The sequence below is a fragment of the Pseudomonas sp. FA-1 genome (assembly GCF_056856075.1).
On the sequence record NZ_JBWXTH010000001.1, the window covers coordinates 268,834 to 284,545 of the forward strand.

The following is a 15,712-nucleotide window of genomic DNA, read 5'->3' on the forward strand; positions in this document are numbered from 1 at the left end:
ACAGAGCGACTTATCCACCTAGAGTTTCGTGCATGGCGCAACCGTACATCTTCAGGACCGTCGAGTTGGACAACCAGTCCATCCGCACCGCGGTCCGCCCAGGCAAGCCAGAGCTGACGCCGCTGCTGATCTTCAACGGCATCGGCGCCAACATGGAGCTGATCTTCCCGCTCATCGAGGCGCTGGACCCGGACATCGAAGTCATCGCCTTCGATGTGCCCGGTGTCGGGGGCTCTTCCACGCCCAGCCGTCCGTATCGTTTCTCCGGCCTGGCCAAGCTCACCGCACGCATGCTCGACTACCTGGACTACGGCCAGGTCAATGTCATCGGGGTTTCCTGGGGCGGGGGCCTGGCCCAGCAATTCGCCCATGACTACCCCGAGCGCTGCAAGAAGCTGATCCTTGCCGCCACCGCCGCCGGTGCCTTCATGGTGCCCGGCAAGCCCAAGGTGCTGTGGGCGATGGCCAGCCCCCGACGCTATGTACAGCCCTCTCACGTGCTGCGCATCGCGGCGCAGGTCTACGGTGGCGGTTTCCGTCGCGATCCGGACCTGGCCCTGCATCACGCGGCCAAGGTGCGCTCCAGCGGCAAGACCGGCTACTACTGGCAACTGTTTGCAGGCCTGGGCTGGACCAGCATCCACTGGCTGCACAAGCTCCACCAACCGACCCTGGTACTGGCCGGCGACGACGACCCGCTGATCCCGCTGGTCAACATGCGCCTGCTGGCCTGGCGAATTCCCAATGCCCAGCTACATATTATCGACGACGGGCACCTGTTCCTGATCACCCGGGCCGAGGCGGTCGCGCCGATCATCATGAAATTCCTCCAGCAGGAACGCCAACGCGCGGTGATGCACCCTCGCCCCGAAGGCTGACAACCCATGACACACGAACCCGGATGATCGCTGACGACGGAGTGAGGGATGAAAGACAAACCGGCAAAAGGGACGAGACCGGTCCCCGCTGCGAGCATCAATGTACAGAACGCGATCACCGGCCTGCGCGGTCGTGACCTGTTCTCCACGCTGCGCAACGTCGGTCGCCTGAGCCTGGGCAACCCGTTGCATACCGCACACCACCTGCTGGCCCTGGGCAGCCAGCTGGGGCGAGTGATGCTCGGCGAAACGCCGCACCAGCCACACCCGCGCGACAACCGTTTCAGCGACCCGACCTGGAGCCAGAACCCGTTCTACCGCCGCGGCCTGCAAGCCTACCTCGCGTGGCAGAAGCAGACCCGCCAATGGATCGAGGAAAGCTCGCTGGACGACGACGAGCGCGCCCGGGTGCACTTCCTGTTCAACCTGCTCAACGATGCCCTGGCACCGAGCAATTCGTTGCTCAACCCGTTGGCGGTCAAGGAACTGTTCAATACCGGCGGGCAGAGCCTGGTGCGCGGCCTGGCCCACCTGGTCGACGACCTGCGCCACAACGATGGCCTGCCACGCCAGGTGGATGAACGCGCCTTCGAGGTTGGCGTCAACCTGGCAACCACACCCGGCGCGGTGGTGTTTCGCAACGAGTTGCTCGAGCTTATCCAGTACCGGCCGATGAGCGAGAAACAGTACGCCCGGCCGCTGCTGATCATCCCGCCCCAGATCAACAAGTTCTATATCTTCGACCTGGGACCGACCAACAGCTTCGTCCAGTACATGCTCAAGAGTGGCCTGCAGGTGTTCATGGTCAGCTGGCGCAACCCGGACCCGCGTCATCGCGAGTGGGGCCTGTCCAGCTATGTCCAGGCGCTGGAGGAGGCGCTCGCGGCATGCCGCAGCATCACCGGCAGTCGCGACCCGAACCTGATGGGCGCCTGTGCCGGCGGGTTGACCATGGCCGCATTGCTGGGCCACCTGCAGGCCAAGCGTCAGCTGCGTCGGGTGCGCAGCGCCACCTACCTGGTGAGCCTGCTGGACAGCCAGTTCGACAGCCCCGCCAGCCTGTTCGCCGACGAACAGACCATCGAGGCCTCCAAACGGCGTTCCTACCAGCGTGGCGTGCTGGACGGGGGCGAGGTGGCGCGGATCTTCGCCTGGATGCGGCCCAACGACCTGATCTGGAACTACTGGGTCAACAACTACCTGCTTGGCCGCACGCCGCCGGCGTTCGACATCCTCTATTGGAACGCCGACAACACCCGCCTGCCCGCTGCCTTCCACGGCGAGCTGCTGGACTTCTTCAAGCTCAACCCGCTGACCCAACCGCAAGGGCTGCAAGTGTGCGGCACGCCCATCGATCTGGGCCAGGTCGACCTCGACAGTTTCACCGTCGCCGGCAGCAACGACCACATCACCCCGTGGGACGCCGTCTATCGCTCGGCCCTGCTGCTCGGAGGCGATCGCCGCTTCGTGCTGGCCAACAGCGGCCATATCCAGAGCATCATCAACCCGCCCGGCAACCCCAAGGCCTTCTTCCTGGAGAACCCGACGCTTTCCAGCGACCCACGTGCCTGGGTGCATGATGCCACGCGCCACGAAGGCAGTTGGTGGCCGCAATGGCAGGCCTGGATCGCCCAGCGCTCCGGCCGGCTGAAGGCGCCGCGCAGCGAGCTGGGCAACGCCACCTACCCACCGCTGGGCCCGGCGCCGGGCAGCTACGTACGGACACGTTGAGCGGATGAAGACCCGCGACCGGATCCTCGAATGCGCCCTGCAGCTGTTCAACCAACAGGGTGAGCCGAACGTCTCGACGTTGGAAATCGCCAACGAACTGGGGATCAGCCCTGGCAACCTGTACTATCACTTCCACGGCAAGGAGCCGTTGGTGCTGGGCTTGTTCGAACGCTTCGAGGAAGGGCTCATGCCGCTGCTCGATCCCCCCATCGGGGTGCGCCTGGGTGCCGAGGACTACTGGCTGTTCCTGCACCTGATCGTCGAGCAGATGGCTCACTACCGGTTCCTGTTCCAGGACCTCTCCAACCTGACCGGGCGGCTGCCGAAGCTGGCCCGGAACATGCGCAGCCTGATCAATGCCCTCAAACGTACCCTCGCCGCCCTGCTGGCCAGCCTGAAGGCACACGGGCAGGTGACCAGTGAGACACAGGCGCTGGGGCAACTGGTGGAGCAGATCACCCTGACGTTGATGTTCTCGCTGGATTATCAGCGCGTGCTGGGGCGGCAGGGGGATGTGGGGGTTGTGGTGTACCAGGTGATGATGCTGGTGGCGCCGCACCTGGTGGGGCCGGCGCGGGAAGCGGCGGAGCAACTGGCGGGAAAATACCTGGAAGGGTAGGACCGCCTGCGCGGGCTCAATCGCGGGACAAGCCCGCTCCCACAGATGCAACGCCCTCCTGGAGGTTTGCGCTGAACCTGTGGGAGCGGGCTTGTCCCGCGATATAGGCGACGCGGTCAGGCCTGGGAAGCCGGAGTGGCCGGTGCCGCCGGTACGTTGCTGGCCGGTGCCGCTGCCGGTGCTGCATTGACTGCCGGTGCAGCCTTCGTCGCAGCCGCTTTTGCCGGCGCCTTCTTCACTGCAGGTTTTTTCGCCGCAGGCTTTGCCGCCGGCTTGGCAACTGCTGGCTTGGCCGCAGCCGTCTTGGCTGCAGGTTTTGCCGCAGCGGCCTTCGCCGCAGGTTTAGCCGCAGCCTTGGCAGCAGGTTTTGCCGCAGCAGGTTTTGCCACAGCGGTTTTGGCCGCCGGCTTGGCCGCAGCCTTGGCCAGGGGCTTGGCGGTGGTCTTGCTGGCTGCCGCCTTCGAAACCGGGGCCACCGAAGCGCCGGTCAGTTTCTCGATCTGCTTGGTCAGGCTATCGACCTGCTGGTGCAGGGCCTTGATCTCGTTGCGGCTCGGCACACCCAGGCGCGAAATGGCGCTGTTCAGACGCTTGTCGAAAGCTTCCTCCAGCTCGCTCCATTTGCCCAGCGCACGCTCCTTCACATCCGACACCCGCGAGGACGTCGCGGACTTGGCGGTGTCGGCAGCCGAGCCTGCGCTTTTCTTCGCCTGCCTTTCAGCCTTCTCGCCGTCCTTGACCAACGAATCGAACAGCTTGGGGCCGTCCTGGTCGATCTTGGAATAGATGCCCAGGCCAGCCAGCCAGATCTTGCGCGAGTATTTTTCGATACCGCCGACCCACGAGCCGCCTTCTTTCTCGGTGTTCTTCTTGCCAGCCATCCTGCTCTCCTTATGGTTTGCGCGCGACACGCTCGAGCAACTCGGTCAGCTGTTCGAGTTTGATGGACAACGCCTCAACGTCATGTTTAGACGCAATGCCGAAGCGATTCAAGGCGCGGGCGACCCGTGCATCGAAAGCTTTTTCGATCTTGTCCAGTTGAACTTCGACCCTGCCGCGTACGCGGCTTGCTGCAAGGGTCGCTTCGTCGATCGGGTGGTTGGCCGCATCGAGTTGTTGACCCACGCGTTTCTTGCCACGTTTCTCGATGCTTTCGCCGGCCTTGACCAGCTCCTTGAAGTAATCCGAACCTTCCTGGCCAACGCGGGCATAGGCACCCAGGCCTGCCAGCCAGATCCTACGCGCATAGCCGCGCACCTCGCCCAGAGTGCTGCCCGGGGCGTCGTCCTTTTTCCTAACGTTCACGTTGGCCATGTTCGGCACCTCATGCTCATGAAGGGACATGTGCCCATTGAATGCGGGCTCGAGCATAAGGTAGGGCGAAAAATTAGAATGCTCACCCTAAGCAACAAGGAAGGCTCAGGCTAGATGCCCCGCAGGATGCAGCAAGGACCGCTCCACACAACGCTGTAGTGGTGGGAGCGACTGTCTTGAGTTGCCTGCCCCGGCCCTGTTTCGAACGGCAGGCGACGATCAGGCCAGCGCCTTGTCCAGCGCCCGCTCGATCTCGCCCTTGATGGTGCCGCTCATCATCGACAGCATCATGCCGAGCTTGAGCTCCACACGGATGGTGTCCTCGCCGATATGCACGCTGCCGTTGGCGCCGCTGCGCGCCACATCGACGCGGTCGCCCTGCCAGGAGGCCTTGAGGTCGTATTCGCGGGTCAGGCGCTCCACCAGCGCCTCGGCCTTGGCGCGCGCGGCTTCACGGCCGAGGGAGTGCTTGCGTTCAACGCTGATCTGGGTCATGCGGGTAATCCTGGATATCAACACAATGAACGCATTATGCCCGTGCCCATCCAACGGAGCACCCCGCCAAGACAAATTGGCCCGATGCCCCTAGAATGGCGGTAATTTTTTCCGGTGAAGCGATATGAACGACCAGCGCAAAGGCGACCACGCCGAACCCACCACCCATTTCGGCTACCAGAACGTACCCGAGAGCCAGAAGGCGAAGAAAGTCGCCGAGGTGTTCCACTCCGTAGCCGCCAAGTACGACCTGATGAACGACGTCCTTTCCGGTGGCATGCACCGGTTGTGGAAGCGCTTCACCATCGAGCTGTCCGGCGTGCGCAGCGGTAACCGGGTGCTGGATATCGCCGGCGGCACGGGCGACCTGGCCGCCAAGTTCTCGCGCCTGGTCGGCCCTACCGGCCAGGTGGTGCTGGCCGACATCAACGAGTCGATGCTCAAGGTCGGCCGCGACCGTCTGCTCGACCGTGGTGTGGCCGGCAACATCGAGTTCGTCCAGGCCGACGCCGAGAAGCTGCCGTTCCCGGACAACCACTTCGACTGCGTGACCATCGCCTTCGGCCTGCGCAACGTCACCCACAAGGAAGACGCCATCCGCTCCATGCTGCGCGTGCTCAAGCCCGGTGGCCGCCTGCTGGTGCTGGAGTTCTCCAAGCCGACCAACAAATTCATGTCCAAGGCCTACGACGCCTACTCGTTCGCCTTCATGCCCCTGGCCGGCAAGCTGATCACCAACGACTCGGAAAGCTACCGCTACCTGGCCGAATCGATCCGCATGCACCCGGACCAGGAAACCCTCAAGGCCATGATGGTCGACGCCGGCTTCGACCGCGTCACGTACCACAACATGACCAGCGGCATCGTCGCCGTGCACCGGGGGATCAAGCCCTGATGCTCCTGGCCGGGCTGCTCGCCAGCGTCGAGCACGGGCTCAACCGCGTGCTGCGCATGGACAGCACGGCCCTGCCGCGCCTGGCCGCGCTCGAGGGCAAGGTGGTCGAGATCGACTGCCTGCAACCGGCCCTGCAGCTGTTCATCCTGCCAGACGACGAAGGCCTGATGCTCGCCGCCCACTGGGAGGGCGAGGTCGATTGCACCCTGCGCGCCCCGGCCGGCAGCCTGGCGCAACTGGCCTTGGCCAAGGACAAGACCGCCGTGCTGCACAGCCCGCAGGTCGAGCTGCACGGTGACAGCGCTGTACTGCTCGACTTGGTCGGCGTGCTCCAGGACCTGGAGCTGGACTGGGAGTACGAGCTGTCGCGCTGGCTGGGCCCCGTGGCCACTGCACTGGTCGCCGGGCATATCCGCCTGCGCGCCCGCTGGACCCGCCAGGGCCTGTCACGCTTCAGCCAGAACCTCTCCGAATACCTGGCCGAAGAATCCCGCACCCTGGTCGGCCGGCGCGAAGCCGAAGCGGCTTTCAGCGAGCTCGATGCCCTGAAGGTCGACATTGAACGCCTCGAGGCACGCATCCGTCGCCTCGCCCGATCCCTTGATACCAGCGATAACGCATGAAGCTGCTCGCCGTCCGCCGTCTGTTGCGCATCCAGCGCGTCGTGATCCGCTACCGCCTCGATGACCTGCTGTTCGACCTTCCCCTGCCCTGGTGGCTGATGAGCCTGCGCCTGCTGCTGCCCTGGCGTTGGCTGCCGCGCAAGCCGTCCGCGCTCAGCCGGGGCGCGCGACTGCGCATGGCCCTGCAGGACCTGGGGCCGATTTTCATCAAGTTCGGCCAACTGCTGTCCACCCGCCGCGACCTGCTGCCCACCGACATCGCCGATGAGCTGATGCTGCTGCAGGACCGGGTGCCGCCCTTCGACCCGAAGAAGGCTGTGGAACTGATCGAAGAGCAGCTTGGCGCCAAGGTCGGCGAGGTGTTCAGCCGTTTCGACGTCGAACCGCTGGCTTCGGCCTCGGTGGCCCAGGTACATGCTGCGCGCCTCAAGAGCGGCGAAGAGGTCGTGGTCAAGGTGGTGCGCCCGGGCCTCAAGCCGGTGATCGCCCAGGACCTGGCCTGGCTGTTCCTGATCGCCAAGGGCGCCGAGCGGGTGTCCGCCGACGCGCGCCGCCTGCACCCGGTCGAAGTGGTCAGCGACTACGAGAAGACCATCTACGACGAGCTCGACCTGCTGCGCGAGGCGGCCAACGCCAGTCAGCTGCGTCGTAACTTCGAAGGCTCGGAACTGATGTACGTGCCCCAGGTGTACTGGGACTGGTGCCGCCCCAAGGTGCTGGTGATGGAGCGCATCTATGGCGTGCCGGTCACCGACCTGGCCACCCTGGCCGACCAACGCACCGACATGAAGCTGCTGGCCGAGCGCGGCGTGGAGATCTTCTTCACCCAAGTGTTCCGCGACAGCTTCTTCCACGCCGACATGCACCCGGGCAACATCTTCGTCAGCACGGTCAAGCCGTGGAGCCCGCAATACATCGCCATCGACTGCGGCATCGTCGGCAGCCTCACCGGCGAAGACCAGGACTACCTGGCGCGCAACCTGATCGCGTTCTTCAAGCGTGACTATCGCCGTGTCGCCCAGTTGCACATCGACTCTGGCTGGGTGCCGGCACAGACCAAGGTCAATGAGTTCGAGGCGGCGATCCGCACGGTGTGCGAGCCGATCTTCGAAAAGCCGCTCAAGGACATCTCCTTCGGGCAGGTGCTGATGCGCCTGTTCCAGACCGCCCGGCGCTTCAACATGGAAGTCCAGCCGCAACTGGTGCTGCTGCAGAAGACCCTGCTCAATATCGAAGGCCTGGGCCGCCAGCTGTACCCTGACCTGGACCTGTGGAGCACAGCCAAGCCGTACCTGGAGCGTTGGATGCGCGAACGCATGAGTCCCAAGGCGGTGTTCGGCAACCTGCAGAGCCAGGTGGAGCAACTGCCGCACCTGGCCGACATGACCCGCGACCTGCTCGAACGCCTGTCGCAACCGCACCTGCACGACCCGCAGATGCCCGAGCGGCGACGCCAGGGCGACCGCTGGGCCCTGCGTCTGCTGGGCGCCGGCCTGCTCGCAGGCGGCGCCACGCTGGCCACCGGCGCCGCCAGCCTCAGCGCCCCGGCCGCGTGGCCGGCCTGGCTGATGCTTGCGGCCGGGCTCTACCTGGTCGTGCGCCAATAGCCAGCTGCGCAGCTGGCTGGCACACTAGCGCAAAGGGCCCGGCACTGGCGCGGGCCCGGATTTGGAGTCGACGATGAAAGACTGGCTGGACGAGATCAAGTGGAACAGCGAGGGCCTGGTGCCGGCGATCGCGCAGGACCACAAGACCGGGCGCGTACTGATGATGGCCTGGATGAACCGCGAATCCCTGGCCCTGACCGCCGCCGAACAACGTGCCATCTACTGGTCGCGTTCGCGTGGCAAACTGTGGCGCAAGGGCGAAGAGTCGGGGCATGTACAAAAGCTGCACGAGATGCGCCTGGACTGCGATGCCGACGTGATCATCCTGATGGTCGAGCAGTTGGGCCATATCGCCTGCCATACCGGCCGTGAAAGCTGCTTCTACCGCGTCTTCGAAGACGGCCAGTGGAAAACCGTCGACCCGGTCCTGAAGGACCCGGGTGCCATCTACAGCGCAGGACACTGACATGAGCGACACCCTCAACCGCCTCGCCGAGGTGCTGGAGCAACGCAAGCAGGCGGCGCCCGACAGTTCCTATGTGGCCAGCCTGTACCACAAGGGGCTGAACAAGATCCTCGAGAAGCTCGGCGAAGAGTCCGTGGAGACCATCATCGCCGCCAAGGATGCTGCCGTCAGCCAGGATTACAGCGATGTCATCTATGAAACTGCCGACCTGTGGTTTCATAGCCTGGTGATGCTCAGCGCCCTGGGCCAGCATCCCCAGGCGGTGCTCGACGAGCTGGAGCGCCGCTTCGGGCTTTCCGGGCATGACGAGAAGGCCGCGCGCCAGCCGTCTGCCTGAACTATTGCCGGGGGCGCCTTGCGCCCCTTTCGCGGCGCAAGGCCGCTCCTACAGGAGCCCGCGCCGCCTTGCAGATTCGCAGTTTCCTGTAGGAGCGGCCTCGTGCCGCGATGGGCTGCAACGCAGCCCCAAGGGTCAACAGACCAACACACATTTTCAGGAGTACGAAATGGGTATTTTTGACTGGAAACACTGGATCGTCCTGCTGGTCGTCGTGGTCCTCGTCTTCGGCACCAAGAAGCTGAAGAACCTGGGCAGCGACCTGGGCGAATCGATCAAGGGCTTTCGCAAGGCCATGAACGAGGAAGAGACCAAGCCGGCCGAGCAGACCCCGCCACCGGCGCAACCCGCCCAGCCCGTGCAGAATACCGCGCAGCAGAACCAGGGCCACACCATCGAAGGCCAGGCCCAACCGGTCCAAGAGCCGCAGCGGAAAGACTGACCCATGTTCGGCATCAGCTTCAGCGAGCTGCTGCTCGTCGGCCTGGTCGCCCTGCTGGTGCTCGGCCCCGAGCGCCTGCCCGGTGCCGCCCGCACCGCAGGCCTGTGGATCGGCCGGCTCAAGCGCAGCTTCAACAGCATCAAGATGGAAGTCGAGCGTGAGATCGGCGCCGACGAGATCCGCCGCCAGCTGCACAACGAGCACATCCTGTCGATGGAACAGGAGGCCCGGCGCATCCTCAACCCGCAGACGCCACCGGCCCAGCCGAGCAGCACCGAAGCACCTGCCAACCCGACGGCGAGCCACCCTGCGGCCCCGGCCACGCCATCCGAGCCTCCCCAACCGCCACGAGCCCCATGAGCGATAGACCGGAAACCGACCAGCCGATGCCGCTGGTCTCGCACCTGACCGAGCTGCGCACCCGCCTGCTGCGCTGCGTTGCCGCCGTCTTCCTGATCTTCGCCGGGCTGTTCTCCTTCGCCCAGCAGATCTACACCCTGGTCTCGGCGCCCTTGCGCGCGCACTTGCCGGCCAACGCGACGATGATCGCCACCGACGTGGCTTCGCCGTTCCTGACGCCGTTCAAGCTGACCATGATCGTCTCGCTGTTCCTGGCCATCCCATTCATTCTCCAGCAGATCTGGGGCTTCATCGCGCCAGGGCTGTATCGCCATGAAAAACGCATCGCCATCCCGCTGCTGGTGTCGAGCATCCTGCTGTTCTACGCCGGCATGGCGTTCGCCTATTTCCTGGTGTTCCCGCTGATCTTCGGCTTCTTCGCCAGCGCCACGCCTGAAGGCGTATCGATGATGACGGACATTGCCAGCTACCTGGACTTCGTCATGACGCTGTTCTTCGCCTTCGGCGTCGCCTTCGAGATTCCGGTGGCCGTGGTGCTGCTGGTGTGGATCGGCGTGGTGGACGTGCAATACCTGAAGAAGATCCGCCCCTACGTGATCATCGGCTGCTTCGTGGTTGGCATGGTCCTGACGCCACCGGACATCTTCTCCCAGACCCTGCTCGCCGTGCCCATGTGGATGCTGTTCGAGGTAGGCGTGCTCTGCGGCAGCCTGATCCGCAAGCGCAGCCACGCCCAGGAAGGCGCACCGGACGACCATAACGACCAACCGCCAGCGACCCAATCGTGAACCTGTTGTTGCTCGAGGAGGCCGATTTCATCGCGGCCGACCGTGTGGTGCTGGCCGATCGGCGCTTCATCCACATGCAGGAGATCCATCGCGTGGCGGTGGGGGACACCTTGCGGGTCGGCCGCATCGGCGGGCTGATGGGCCAGGCCAGCGTGCTGCGCCTGGAGGGCCATGAGGCCGAGCTGCAGGTCGCCTTCGACCAGCCACCACCGGCCAAGCTGCCGCTGACGCTGATCCTTGCCGTACCGCGCCCCAAGATGCTGCGCCGCCTGTTCCAGACGGTCGCCACCCTGGGGGTGCCGCGGCTGATCCTGGTCAACAGCTACAAGGTCGAAAAAAGCTTCTGGCAGACCCCGTTCCTGAACCCCGAGAGCATCCGCGAGAACCTGATCCTGGGCCTGGAGCAGGCACGCGACACGGTGCTGCCCGAGGTGATCATCGAAAAACGCTTCAAGCCGTTCGTCGAAGACCGTCTACCAGCGATCGCCAGCGGCACCCTGGGCCTGGTCGGCCACCCCGGCCCCTACCCCACCTGCCCGCGCGCGGTCGAGGAGCCGGTTACCCTGGCGATCGGCCCTGAAGGCGGCTGGATCCCCTATGAAGTCGACCTGCTGGGCAAGGCTGGCCTGGCACCGGTGCAGTTGGGCGATCGCATCCTGCGCGTGGAAACCGCCGTCACGGCACTGCTCTCGCGTATTTTCTGACGGACGGGTCAGGCTCACCCCGTCAAGTTTCCCCGGTCCAGGCCGATGGCCTAGGCAACATTACAAAAATGCTACCGTTGCCGGGGAGTAGAACATGTACCGATGGTTTAACCAGTCGCTGGGGAATATGAGCGTCAATCGCAAGCTGGGTTTCGGTTTCGGCCTGGTATTGCTCTTGACCCTGGCCATCACCGTGACCGGCTGGATCAGCCTGGACAACGTCACCAACCGGGGTGACAAGCTGGGTAATATCTCGATGATCTACGAGACCACCCAGGACCTGCGCATCGCCCGGCTCAACTACCAGACAAGCCACGACCAGGCCGCGATCGGCGAACTGGAGAAGACCCTCGATCACCTGGAACAGCAGATCCAGACGATGCTCGGGCAGATCGAACAGCCCGCCGACCAGCAGCGTCTGCAACAGCAGCTCGAGGCCACCCGCCAGTATCGCCAGGCGTTCGACCGGCTCAAGCAGGCCGACCAGCGCCGCGGCAATCTGGTCGACGACGCCATGGCGGCCAGCCAGCAGGCCCTGGAGCACATGGCCGCGCAAGGCACTGTGCTCAAAAATACGAGCCAGGCCTTGACCACCTCGCAGACTGCGGTACGCGATGCCGGCACCCGCAAGGCCAAGCAGACCCTGGCCGGGGCTACGACCCTGGCGCTGCTGCTCGGCCTGCTGGCCGCCTGGGCTATCACCCGCCAGATCGTAGCGCCCCTGCGCCAGACCCTGGCCGCCGCCGAACGTGTGGCCAGTGGCGACTTGCGCCAGGAGCCGCCGGTGCAGCGTCGTGACGAGCTGGGCCAGCTGCAGGCCAGCATGCAACGCATGACCCAGGGGCTACGGGAGTTGATCGGCGGTATCGGCGATGGCGTCACCCAGATCGCCAGCGCCGCCGAACAGTTGTCGGCCGTTACCGAGCAGACCAGTGCCGGCGTCAACAACCAGAAGATAGAGACCGACCAGGTGGCCACGGCGATGAACGAAATGGCCGCCACGGTGCACGAGGTGGCACGCAACGCCGAACAAGCCTCGGAGGCTGCCGTGGCAGCCGACCAGCAGGCGCGCGAAGGGGACCGGGTGGTGGGTGAAGCCATCGCCCAGATCGAGCGCCTGGCCAACGAAGTGATCAACTCCAGCGAAGCCATGAACCAGCTCAAGGACGAAAGCGAAAAGATCGGCAGCGTGCTGGACGTGATCAAGTCGGTGGCCCAGCAGACCAACCTGCTGGCGCTCAATGCTGCTATCGAGGCGGCCCGGGCTGGCGAGGCCGGCCGAGGCTTCGCCGTGGTGGCCGACGAAGTACGCAGCCTGGCCCAGCGTACCCAGCAGTCCACGGAGGAAATCGAGGAGCTGATCGCCAGCCTGCAGAACGGCACCCAGCGAGTCGCTGGCGTGATGGATGGCAGCCGTGCGCTGACCGACAGCAGCGTCGAACTGACCCGCCGTGCCGGCGGCTCGCTGGCGACCATCACCCGCACCGTGTCGGCGATCCAGGCGATGAACCAGCAGATCGCCACCGCGGCGGAGCAGCAGAGTGCCACGGCCGAGGAGATCAACCGGAGCGTGATGAACGTACGGGATATTTCCGACCAGACCTCGGCGGCGAGCGAAGAGACGGCGAGCTCGACCGTCGAACTGGCACGGCTGGGGACGCACCTGCAAGGGCTGGTTGGACGGTTCAGGCTCTAAGGCCTGCTGCGCAGCACAATCGCACAACGCCCGCTCTCACAGCGCACCCTGTGGGAGCGGGCTGGCCCCGCGATGGCCGCCTTGGCGGCCCCGGCGGTCACAGCACCTGACGCAGGAACGCCTGGGCCCGTGGGTCCTTGGGCGCGGCGAAGAACTGCTGCGGCGGCGAGTCCTCCAGCAACTTGCCATGGTCGAAGAACAGGACACGGTCGGCCACTTCCCGGGCAAAGCCCATCTCGTGGGTCACGCAGACCATGGTCATGCCCTCCTGGGCCAGGGTCTTCATCACATCCAGCACCTCGCCCACCATCTCCGGGTCCAGCGCCGAGGTCGGTTCGTCGAACAGCATGACCTTGGGATCCATCGCCAGGGCCCGGGCGATGGCCACCCGTTGCTGCTGGCCGCCGGACAACCGCGACGGGTACTCGTTGGCCTTCTGGCCGATGCCCACCTTTTCCAGCAGCGCCTTGGCCTTGGCTTCGCGCTCGGCCTTGCTGCGCTTGCGCACCACCTTCTGGGCCAGGCACAGGTTCTCCAGCACGGTCATGTGCGGGAACAGATTGAAATGCTGGAACACCATGCCGACTTCGCGGCGGTAGGCGTTGATGTCGGTCTTCGGGTCATCCAGCTGCAGGCCGTCGATGGACACATGCCCCATGTCGAAATGCTCGAGGCCATTGAGGCAACGCAGGAAGGTCGACTTGCCCGAGCCAGACGGCCCAAGCACTACCACCACCTCGCCCTTGGCCACGCCGGTGGTGACGTTGTCCACCGCGCGCACCACCTGGCCGCGGGTGTCGAAGACTTTTACCAGGTCACGGACTTCAATCACTTTGCGCAAGCCTCCGCTCGAGCCGGCTGGCGATGTGCGACAGCGGCAGGTTGATCAGCAGGTACAGGCCTGCCACGCAGAACCAGATCTCGAAAGTCGAGAACGAGGTGGTGATGGCCTCGCGGCCGCTCTTGGTCAGTTCGGTGATGGCGATCACCGAGACCAGCGAGGTGTCCTTGACCAGGCTGATGAACTGCCCCGCCAGTGGCGGCAGCACGCGCTTGAAGGCCTGGGGCAGGATCACATGGCGCATCGATTGGCTGGCGTTCAGGCCCAGCGAACGCGCCGCCTCGTTCTGGCCTTTGGCGATGGACTGCACACCGGCGCGCACGATCTCGGCCACGTAGGCGCCGGTGAACAGCGCCAGCGCCGCCACCCCGGCGAACTCCCGGGACAGGTTGAGCACGGTGCCGATGAAGAAGTAGAAGATGAAGATCTGTACCAGCAGCGGCGTGCCGCGCACCAGTTCGACATACACCGTGGACAGGTCACGCAGGGTCGGGTTGTTCGACAGCCGGCACAGCCCGGCGAACAGGCCGATCACCAGGCCCAGGGCACCGGACACCACCGAGATCCACAGGGTGGTCCATAAGCCCCACGCCAACGGGCCGGCCGCCCAATGGCGGGTCACGCCGATCGCATCGCCTTCGGCGACATCGTCACCACGGCTGAGCAGCATGCTGTCCTTGTCCACCTCCACGACCTGCTGGCCGCCGCTTTCGTCCTTGAGGGTGACGCGCGCGGTGTCGCCGCTGACCACGATCTCTTGGACCGTACCGTAGTCGGCAGCGCGCTGGGTCTCTTCGGCCTTGTAGGCGAAATACTGGGGGACGCGGTTCCAGCGCCACTCATAGGAAATCATCGAGGTGGCCAGGTAGAGGCTGAACGCCAGCCCCACCAGTACCAGCGCGGTCAACCCGTGCCAGGGCCACTGGGCTTTCTTGTGCTTGATCAATTGGGGTACTTCCGTAAAAGCGAACGCGCAGGGTTTGCCTGCGCGTCGGGGTGATAAAGCCGGGCTTGTGGCCTGGGCCTTATTCCATTTCCTTCAGCCAGTCCTTGTTCTTGAACCACTTGTCGTGGATACGATCGTAGGTCCCGTCGTTCTTGATCTGGTGCAGGAAGTTGTTGATGAAGTTGATGCTGTCGTAGTCGCCTTTCTTCAGGCCGAAGGCCAGCGGCTCGTAGGTGAAGGGTTCTTCGAGGAACAGCAGCTTGCCGGCACCGGCCTTGTCCACCGCCACCACGTTGTACGGCGCGTCGTAAACGAAGGCATCGGCCTTGCCGTTGACCACATCCATCACGCCTTCCTGCTCGTTGTCGTAGCCGTGGTACTTGGCCTTGCTGATCAGCTTCTTGGCGACCATCTCACCGGTGGTACCGAGCTTGGAGGTGATGCGGTACTTCTCGTTGTTCAAGTCCTTGTACGACTTGATCTCGCCCGCCAGCTCCTTGCGGATCAGCAGGGTCTGGCCGACCACGATGAAGGGTTCGCTGAAGTTCAGCCGCAGGTTGCGTTCCTGGGTGAGGGTCATGCCGCTGCCGATCATATCGAACTTGTCGGTCAGCAGGGCCGGGATGATGCCGTCATAGGCGGTGGAGACGGTCTCCAGCTTGACGCCCATGGACTTGGCCATGGCCTTGAGGATGTCGACCTCGAAGCCGATGATCTCGCCGCGCTTGTTGGTCATCTCGAAGGGCATGTAGGTAGGGTCCATGCCGACCCGCAGCGTGCCGCGCTTGACCGCGTCTTCGATGGCCCCCGCCTGGGCGGCGGTTACCGCGACCAGCGCGGTGACACCGACCAGGAGTCGCGACAGGTATTTTTTCATCATCACCAGGTCCCCTAGCAAAGTAGTGCGAATTTTATTGTTGGAAGGTCGTCAGACCGATACATATCGAGGTGGATGCTAACGCATGCGCAG

Annotated in this window: 19 protein-coding genes; 13 read left to right on the plus strand and 6 right to left on the minus strand. The window is 64.5% G+C overall.

Going from position 1 to position 15,712, the window contains the following annotated elements:
- Window positions 1–32: 32 nt before the first annotated feature.
- The 3 genes from phaZ to AC1MHZ_RS01225 are packed head-to-tail and all read left to right on the plus strand — an operon-like array spanning window position 33 to window position 3,228.
- Window positions 33–878 (plus strand): poly(3-hydroxyalkanoate) depolymerase, encoded by an 846-nt coding sequence (gene phaZ, locus AC1MHZ_RS01215; protein WP_084853997.1) that lies wholly within the window; start codon window positions 33–35, stop codon window positions 876–878.
- A gap of 48 nt (window positions 879–926) precedes the next feature.
- Window positions 927–2,609, plus strand: a complete 1,683-nt coding sequence (phaC, locus tag AC1MHZ_RS01220) for a class II poly(R)-hydroxyalkanoic acid synthase (RefSeq protein ID WP_084853995.1) — start codon at window positions 927–929, stop codon at window positions 2,607–2,609.
- 4 nt (window positions 2,610–2,613) lie between these two features.
- Complete coding sequence (locus AC1MHZ_RS01225; protein WP_084853993.1) at window positions 2,614–3,228, plus strand: TetR/AcrR family transcriptional regulator; 615 nt, start codon at window positions 2,614–2,616, stop codon at window positions 3,226–3,228.
- A 116-nt stretch (window positions 3,229–3,344) separates the two neighbouring features.
- Here the strand turns inward: AC1MHZ_RS01225 and AC1MHZ_RS01230 are convergent, their stop codons facing one another.
- The 3 genes from AC1MHZ_RS01230 to AC1MHZ_RS01240 all read right to left on the minus strand — a co-directional run bounded on the left by AC1MHZ_RS01230 (window position 3,345) and on the right by AC1MHZ_RS01240 (window position 5,037).
- A complete protein-coding gene (locus AC1MHZ_RS01230; protein ID WP_084853992.1) occupies window positions 3,345–4,109 on the minus strand; it encodes a phasin family protein in 765 nt (254 codons plus the stop codon).
- A gap of 10 nt (window positions 4,110–4,119) precedes the next feature.
- Window positions 4,120–4,542, minus strand: a complete 423-nt coding sequence (locus tag AC1MHZ_RS01235) for a phasin family protein (protein ID WP_084853990.1) — start codon at window positions 4,540–4,542, stop codon at window positions 4,120–4,122.
- Window positions 4,543–4,761: 219 nt separating this feature from the next.
- Window positions 4,762–5,037 carry a polyhydroxyalkanoic acid system family protein gene (locus AC1MHZ_RS01240; protein WP_084853988.1) on the minus strand — a complete coding sequence of 92 codons (276 nt, stop codon included), beginning with the start codon at window positions 5,035–5,037 and terminating at the stop codon, window positions 4,762–4,764.
- A 124-nt stretch (window positions 5,038–5,161) separates the two neighbouring features.
- Between AC1MHZ_RS01240 and ubiE the strand changes: the two genes are divergently transcribed.
- From ubiE to AC1MHZ_RS01290, 10 genes are all read left to right on the plus strand, one after another.
- Window positions 5,162–5,932 (plus strand): bifunctional demethylmenaquinone methyltransferase/2-methoxy-6-polyprenyl-1,4-benzoquinol methylase UbiE, encoded by a 771-nt coding sequence (gene ubiE, locus AC1MHZ_RS01245; protein WP_084853987.1) that lies wholly within the window; start codon window positions 5,162–5,164, stop codon window positions 5,930–5,932.
- Window positions 5,932–6,555, plus strand: coding sequence for a ubiquinone biosynthesis accessory factor UbiJ (locus AC1MHZ_RS01250; RefSeq protein ID WP_224457179.1), 624 nt, complete (start codon window positions 5,932–5,934; stop codon window positions 6,553–6,555). Before ubiE ends, AC1MHZ_RS01250 begins: the two co-directional genes overlap by 1 nt.
- The gene (ubiB, locus tag AC1MHZ_RS01255; RefSeq protein ID WP_084853984.1) at window positions 6,552–8,162 is read left to right on the plus strand and encodes a ubiquinone biosynthesis regulatory protein kinase UbiB; all 1,611 of its coding nucleotides are present in this window, start codon (window positions 6,552–6,554) and stop codon (window positions 8,160–8,162) included. The genes AC1MHZ_RS01250 and ubiB overlap by 4 nt, the downstream gene beginning before the upstream one ends.
- A gap of 73 nt (window positions 8,163–8,235) precedes the next feature.
- Window positions 8,236–8,628 (plus strand): phosphoribosyl-AMP cyclohydrolase, encoded by a 393-nt coding sequence (gene hisI, locus AC1MHZ_RS01260; protein ID WP_482965940.1) that lies wholly within the window; start codon window positions 8,236–8,238, stop codon window positions 8,626–8,628.
- Between the two features lies 1 nt (window position 8,629).
- Window positions 8,630–8,965 carry a phosphoribosyl-ATP diphosphatase gene (locus AC1MHZ_RS01265; RefSeq protein WP_084853982.1) on the plus strand — a complete coding sequence of 112 codons (336 nt, stop codon included), beginning with the start codon at window positions 8,630–8,632 and terminating at the stop codon, window positions 8,963–8,965.
- 169 nt (window positions 8,966–9,134) lie between these two features.
- On the plus strand, window positions 9,135–9,407 hold the full coding sequence (locus AC1MHZ_RS01270) for a twin-arginine translocase TatA/TatE family subunit (RefSeq protein WP_324816465.1): 273 nt from the start codon (window positions 9,135–9,137) through the stop codon (window positions 9,405–9,407).
- Window positions 9,408–9,410: 3 nt separating this feature from the next.
- Window positions 9,411–9,767 (plus strand): Sec-independent protein translocase protein TatB, encoded by a 357-nt coding sequence (gene tatB, locus AC1MHZ_RS01275; RefSeq protein ID WP_084853979.1) that lies wholly within the window; start codon window positions 9,411–9,413, stop codon window positions 9,765–9,767.
- A complete protein-coding gene (tatC, locus tag AC1MHZ_RS01280) occupies window positions 9,764–10,555 on the plus strand; it encodes a twin-arginine translocase subunit TatC (protein WP_084853977.1) in 792 nt (263 codons plus the stop codon). The genes tatB and tatC overlap by 4 nt, the downstream gene beginning before the upstream one ends.
- Window positions 10,552–11,259 (plus strand): 16S rRNA (uracil(1498)-N(3))-methyltransferase, encoded by a 708-nt coding sequence (locus AC1MHZ_RS01285; RefSeq protein WP_482965941.1) that lies wholly within the window; start codon window positions 10,552–10,554, stop codon window positions 11,257–11,259. The genes tatC and AC1MHZ_RS01285 overlap by 4 nt, the downstream gene beginning before the upstream one ends.
- A 94-nt stretch (window positions 11,260–11,353) precedes the next feature.
- Window positions 11,354–12,955 (plus strand): methyl-accepting chemotaxis protein, encoded by a 1,602-nt coding sequence (locus tag AC1MHZ_RS01290; RefSeq protein ID WP_084853974.1) that lies wholly within the window; start codon window positions 11,354–11,356, stop codon window positions 12,953–12,955.
- Window positions 12,956–13,052: 97 nt separating this feature from the next.
- Here the strand turns inward: AC1MHZ_RS01290 and AC1MHZ_RS01295 are convergent, their stop codons facing one another.
- The 3 genes from AC1MHZ_RS01295 to AC1MHZ_RS01305 form a co-directional block, all read right to left on the minus strand.
- Window positions 13,053–13,787: an amino acid ABC transporter ATP-binding protein gene (locus tag AC1MHZ_RS01295; protein WP_324816483.1), complete on the minus strand. Its 735-nt coding sequence runs from the start codon at window positions 13,785–13,787 to the stop codon at window positions 13,053–13,055.
- Entirely contained in the window at window positions 13,780–14,742 is a 963-nt protein-coding gene (locus AC1MHZ_RS01300; protein WP_084853972.1) for an amino acid ABC transporter permease, read from the minus strand. Before AC1MHZ_RS01300 ends, AC1MHZ_RS01295 begins: the two co-directional genes overlap by 8 nt.
- Before the next feature lie 79 nt (window positions 14,743–14,821).
- A complete protein-coding gene (locus AC1MHZ_RS01305; RefSeq protein WP_084854293.1) occupies window positions 14,822–15,619 on the minus strand; it encodes a transporter substrate-binding domain-containing protein in 798 nt (265 codons plus the stop codon).
- Between the last annotated feature and the right edge of the window lie 93 nt (window positions 15,620–15,712).

Coding starts and splice junctions, on each gene's coding strand:
- AC1MHZ_RS01290 (WP_084853974.1), top strand. CDS start 11,354: ATGTACCGATGGTTTAACCAGTCGCTGGGGAATATGAGCGTCAATCGC.
- ubiB (WP_084853984.1), top strand. CDS start 6,552: ATGAAGCTGCTCGCCGTCCGCCGTCTGTTGCGCATCCAGCGCGTCGTG.
- AC1MHZ_RS01270 (WP_324816465.1), top strand. CDS start 9,135: ATGGGTATTTTTGACTGGAAACACTGGATCGTCCTGCTGGTCGTCGTG.
- tatB (WP_084853979.1), top strand. CDS start 9,411: ATGTTCGGCATCAGCTTCAGCGAGCTGCTGCTCGTCGGCCTGGTCGCC.
- AC1MHZ_RS01250 (WP_224457179.1), top strand. CDS start 5,932: ATGCTCCTGGCCGGGCTGCTCGCCAGCGTCGAGCACGGGCTCAACCGC.
- phaC (WP_084853995.1), top strand. CDS start 927: ATGAAAGACAAACCGGCAAAAGGGACGAGACCGGTCCCCGCTGCGAGC.
- AC1MHZ_RS01265 (WP_084853982.1), top strand. CDS start 8,630: ATGAGCGACACCCTCAACCGCCTCGCCGAGGTGCTGGAGCAACGCAAG.
- hisI (WP_482965940.1), top strand. CDS start 8,236: ATGAAAGACTGGCTGGACGAGATCAAGTGGAACAGCGAGGGCCTGGTG.
- AC1MHZ_RS01225 (WP_084853993.1), top strand. CDS start 2,614: ATGAAGACCCGCGACCGGATCCTCGAATGCGCCCTGCAGCTGTTCAAC.
- AC1MHZ_RS01305 (WP_084854293.1), bottom strand. CDS start 15,619: ATGAAAAAATACCTGTCGCGACTCCTGGTCGGTGTCACCGCGCTGGTC.
- AC1MHZ_RS01240 (WP_084853988.1), bottom strand. CDS start 5,037: ATGACCCAGATCAGCGTTGAACGCAAGCACTCCCTCGGCCGTGAAGCC.
- tatC (WP_084853977.1), top strand. CDS start 9,764: ATGAGCGATAGACCGGAAACCGACCAGCCGATGCCGCTGGTCTCGCAC.
- AC1MHZ_RS01230 (WP_084853992.1), bottom strand. CDS start 4,109: ATGGCTGGCAAGAAGAACACCGAGAAAGAAGGCGGCTCGTGGGTCGGC.
- phaZ (WP_084853997.1), top strand. CDS start 33: ATGGCGCAACCGTACATCTTCAGGACCGTCGAGTTGGACAACCAGTCC.
- AC1MHZ_RS01235 (WP_084853990.1), bottom strand. CDS start 4,542: ATGGCCAACGTGAACGTTAGGAAAAAGGACGACGCCCCGGGCAGCACT.
- ubiE (WP_084853987.1), top strand. CDS start 5,162: ATGAACGACCAGCGCAAAGGCGACCACGCCGAACCCACCACCCATTTC.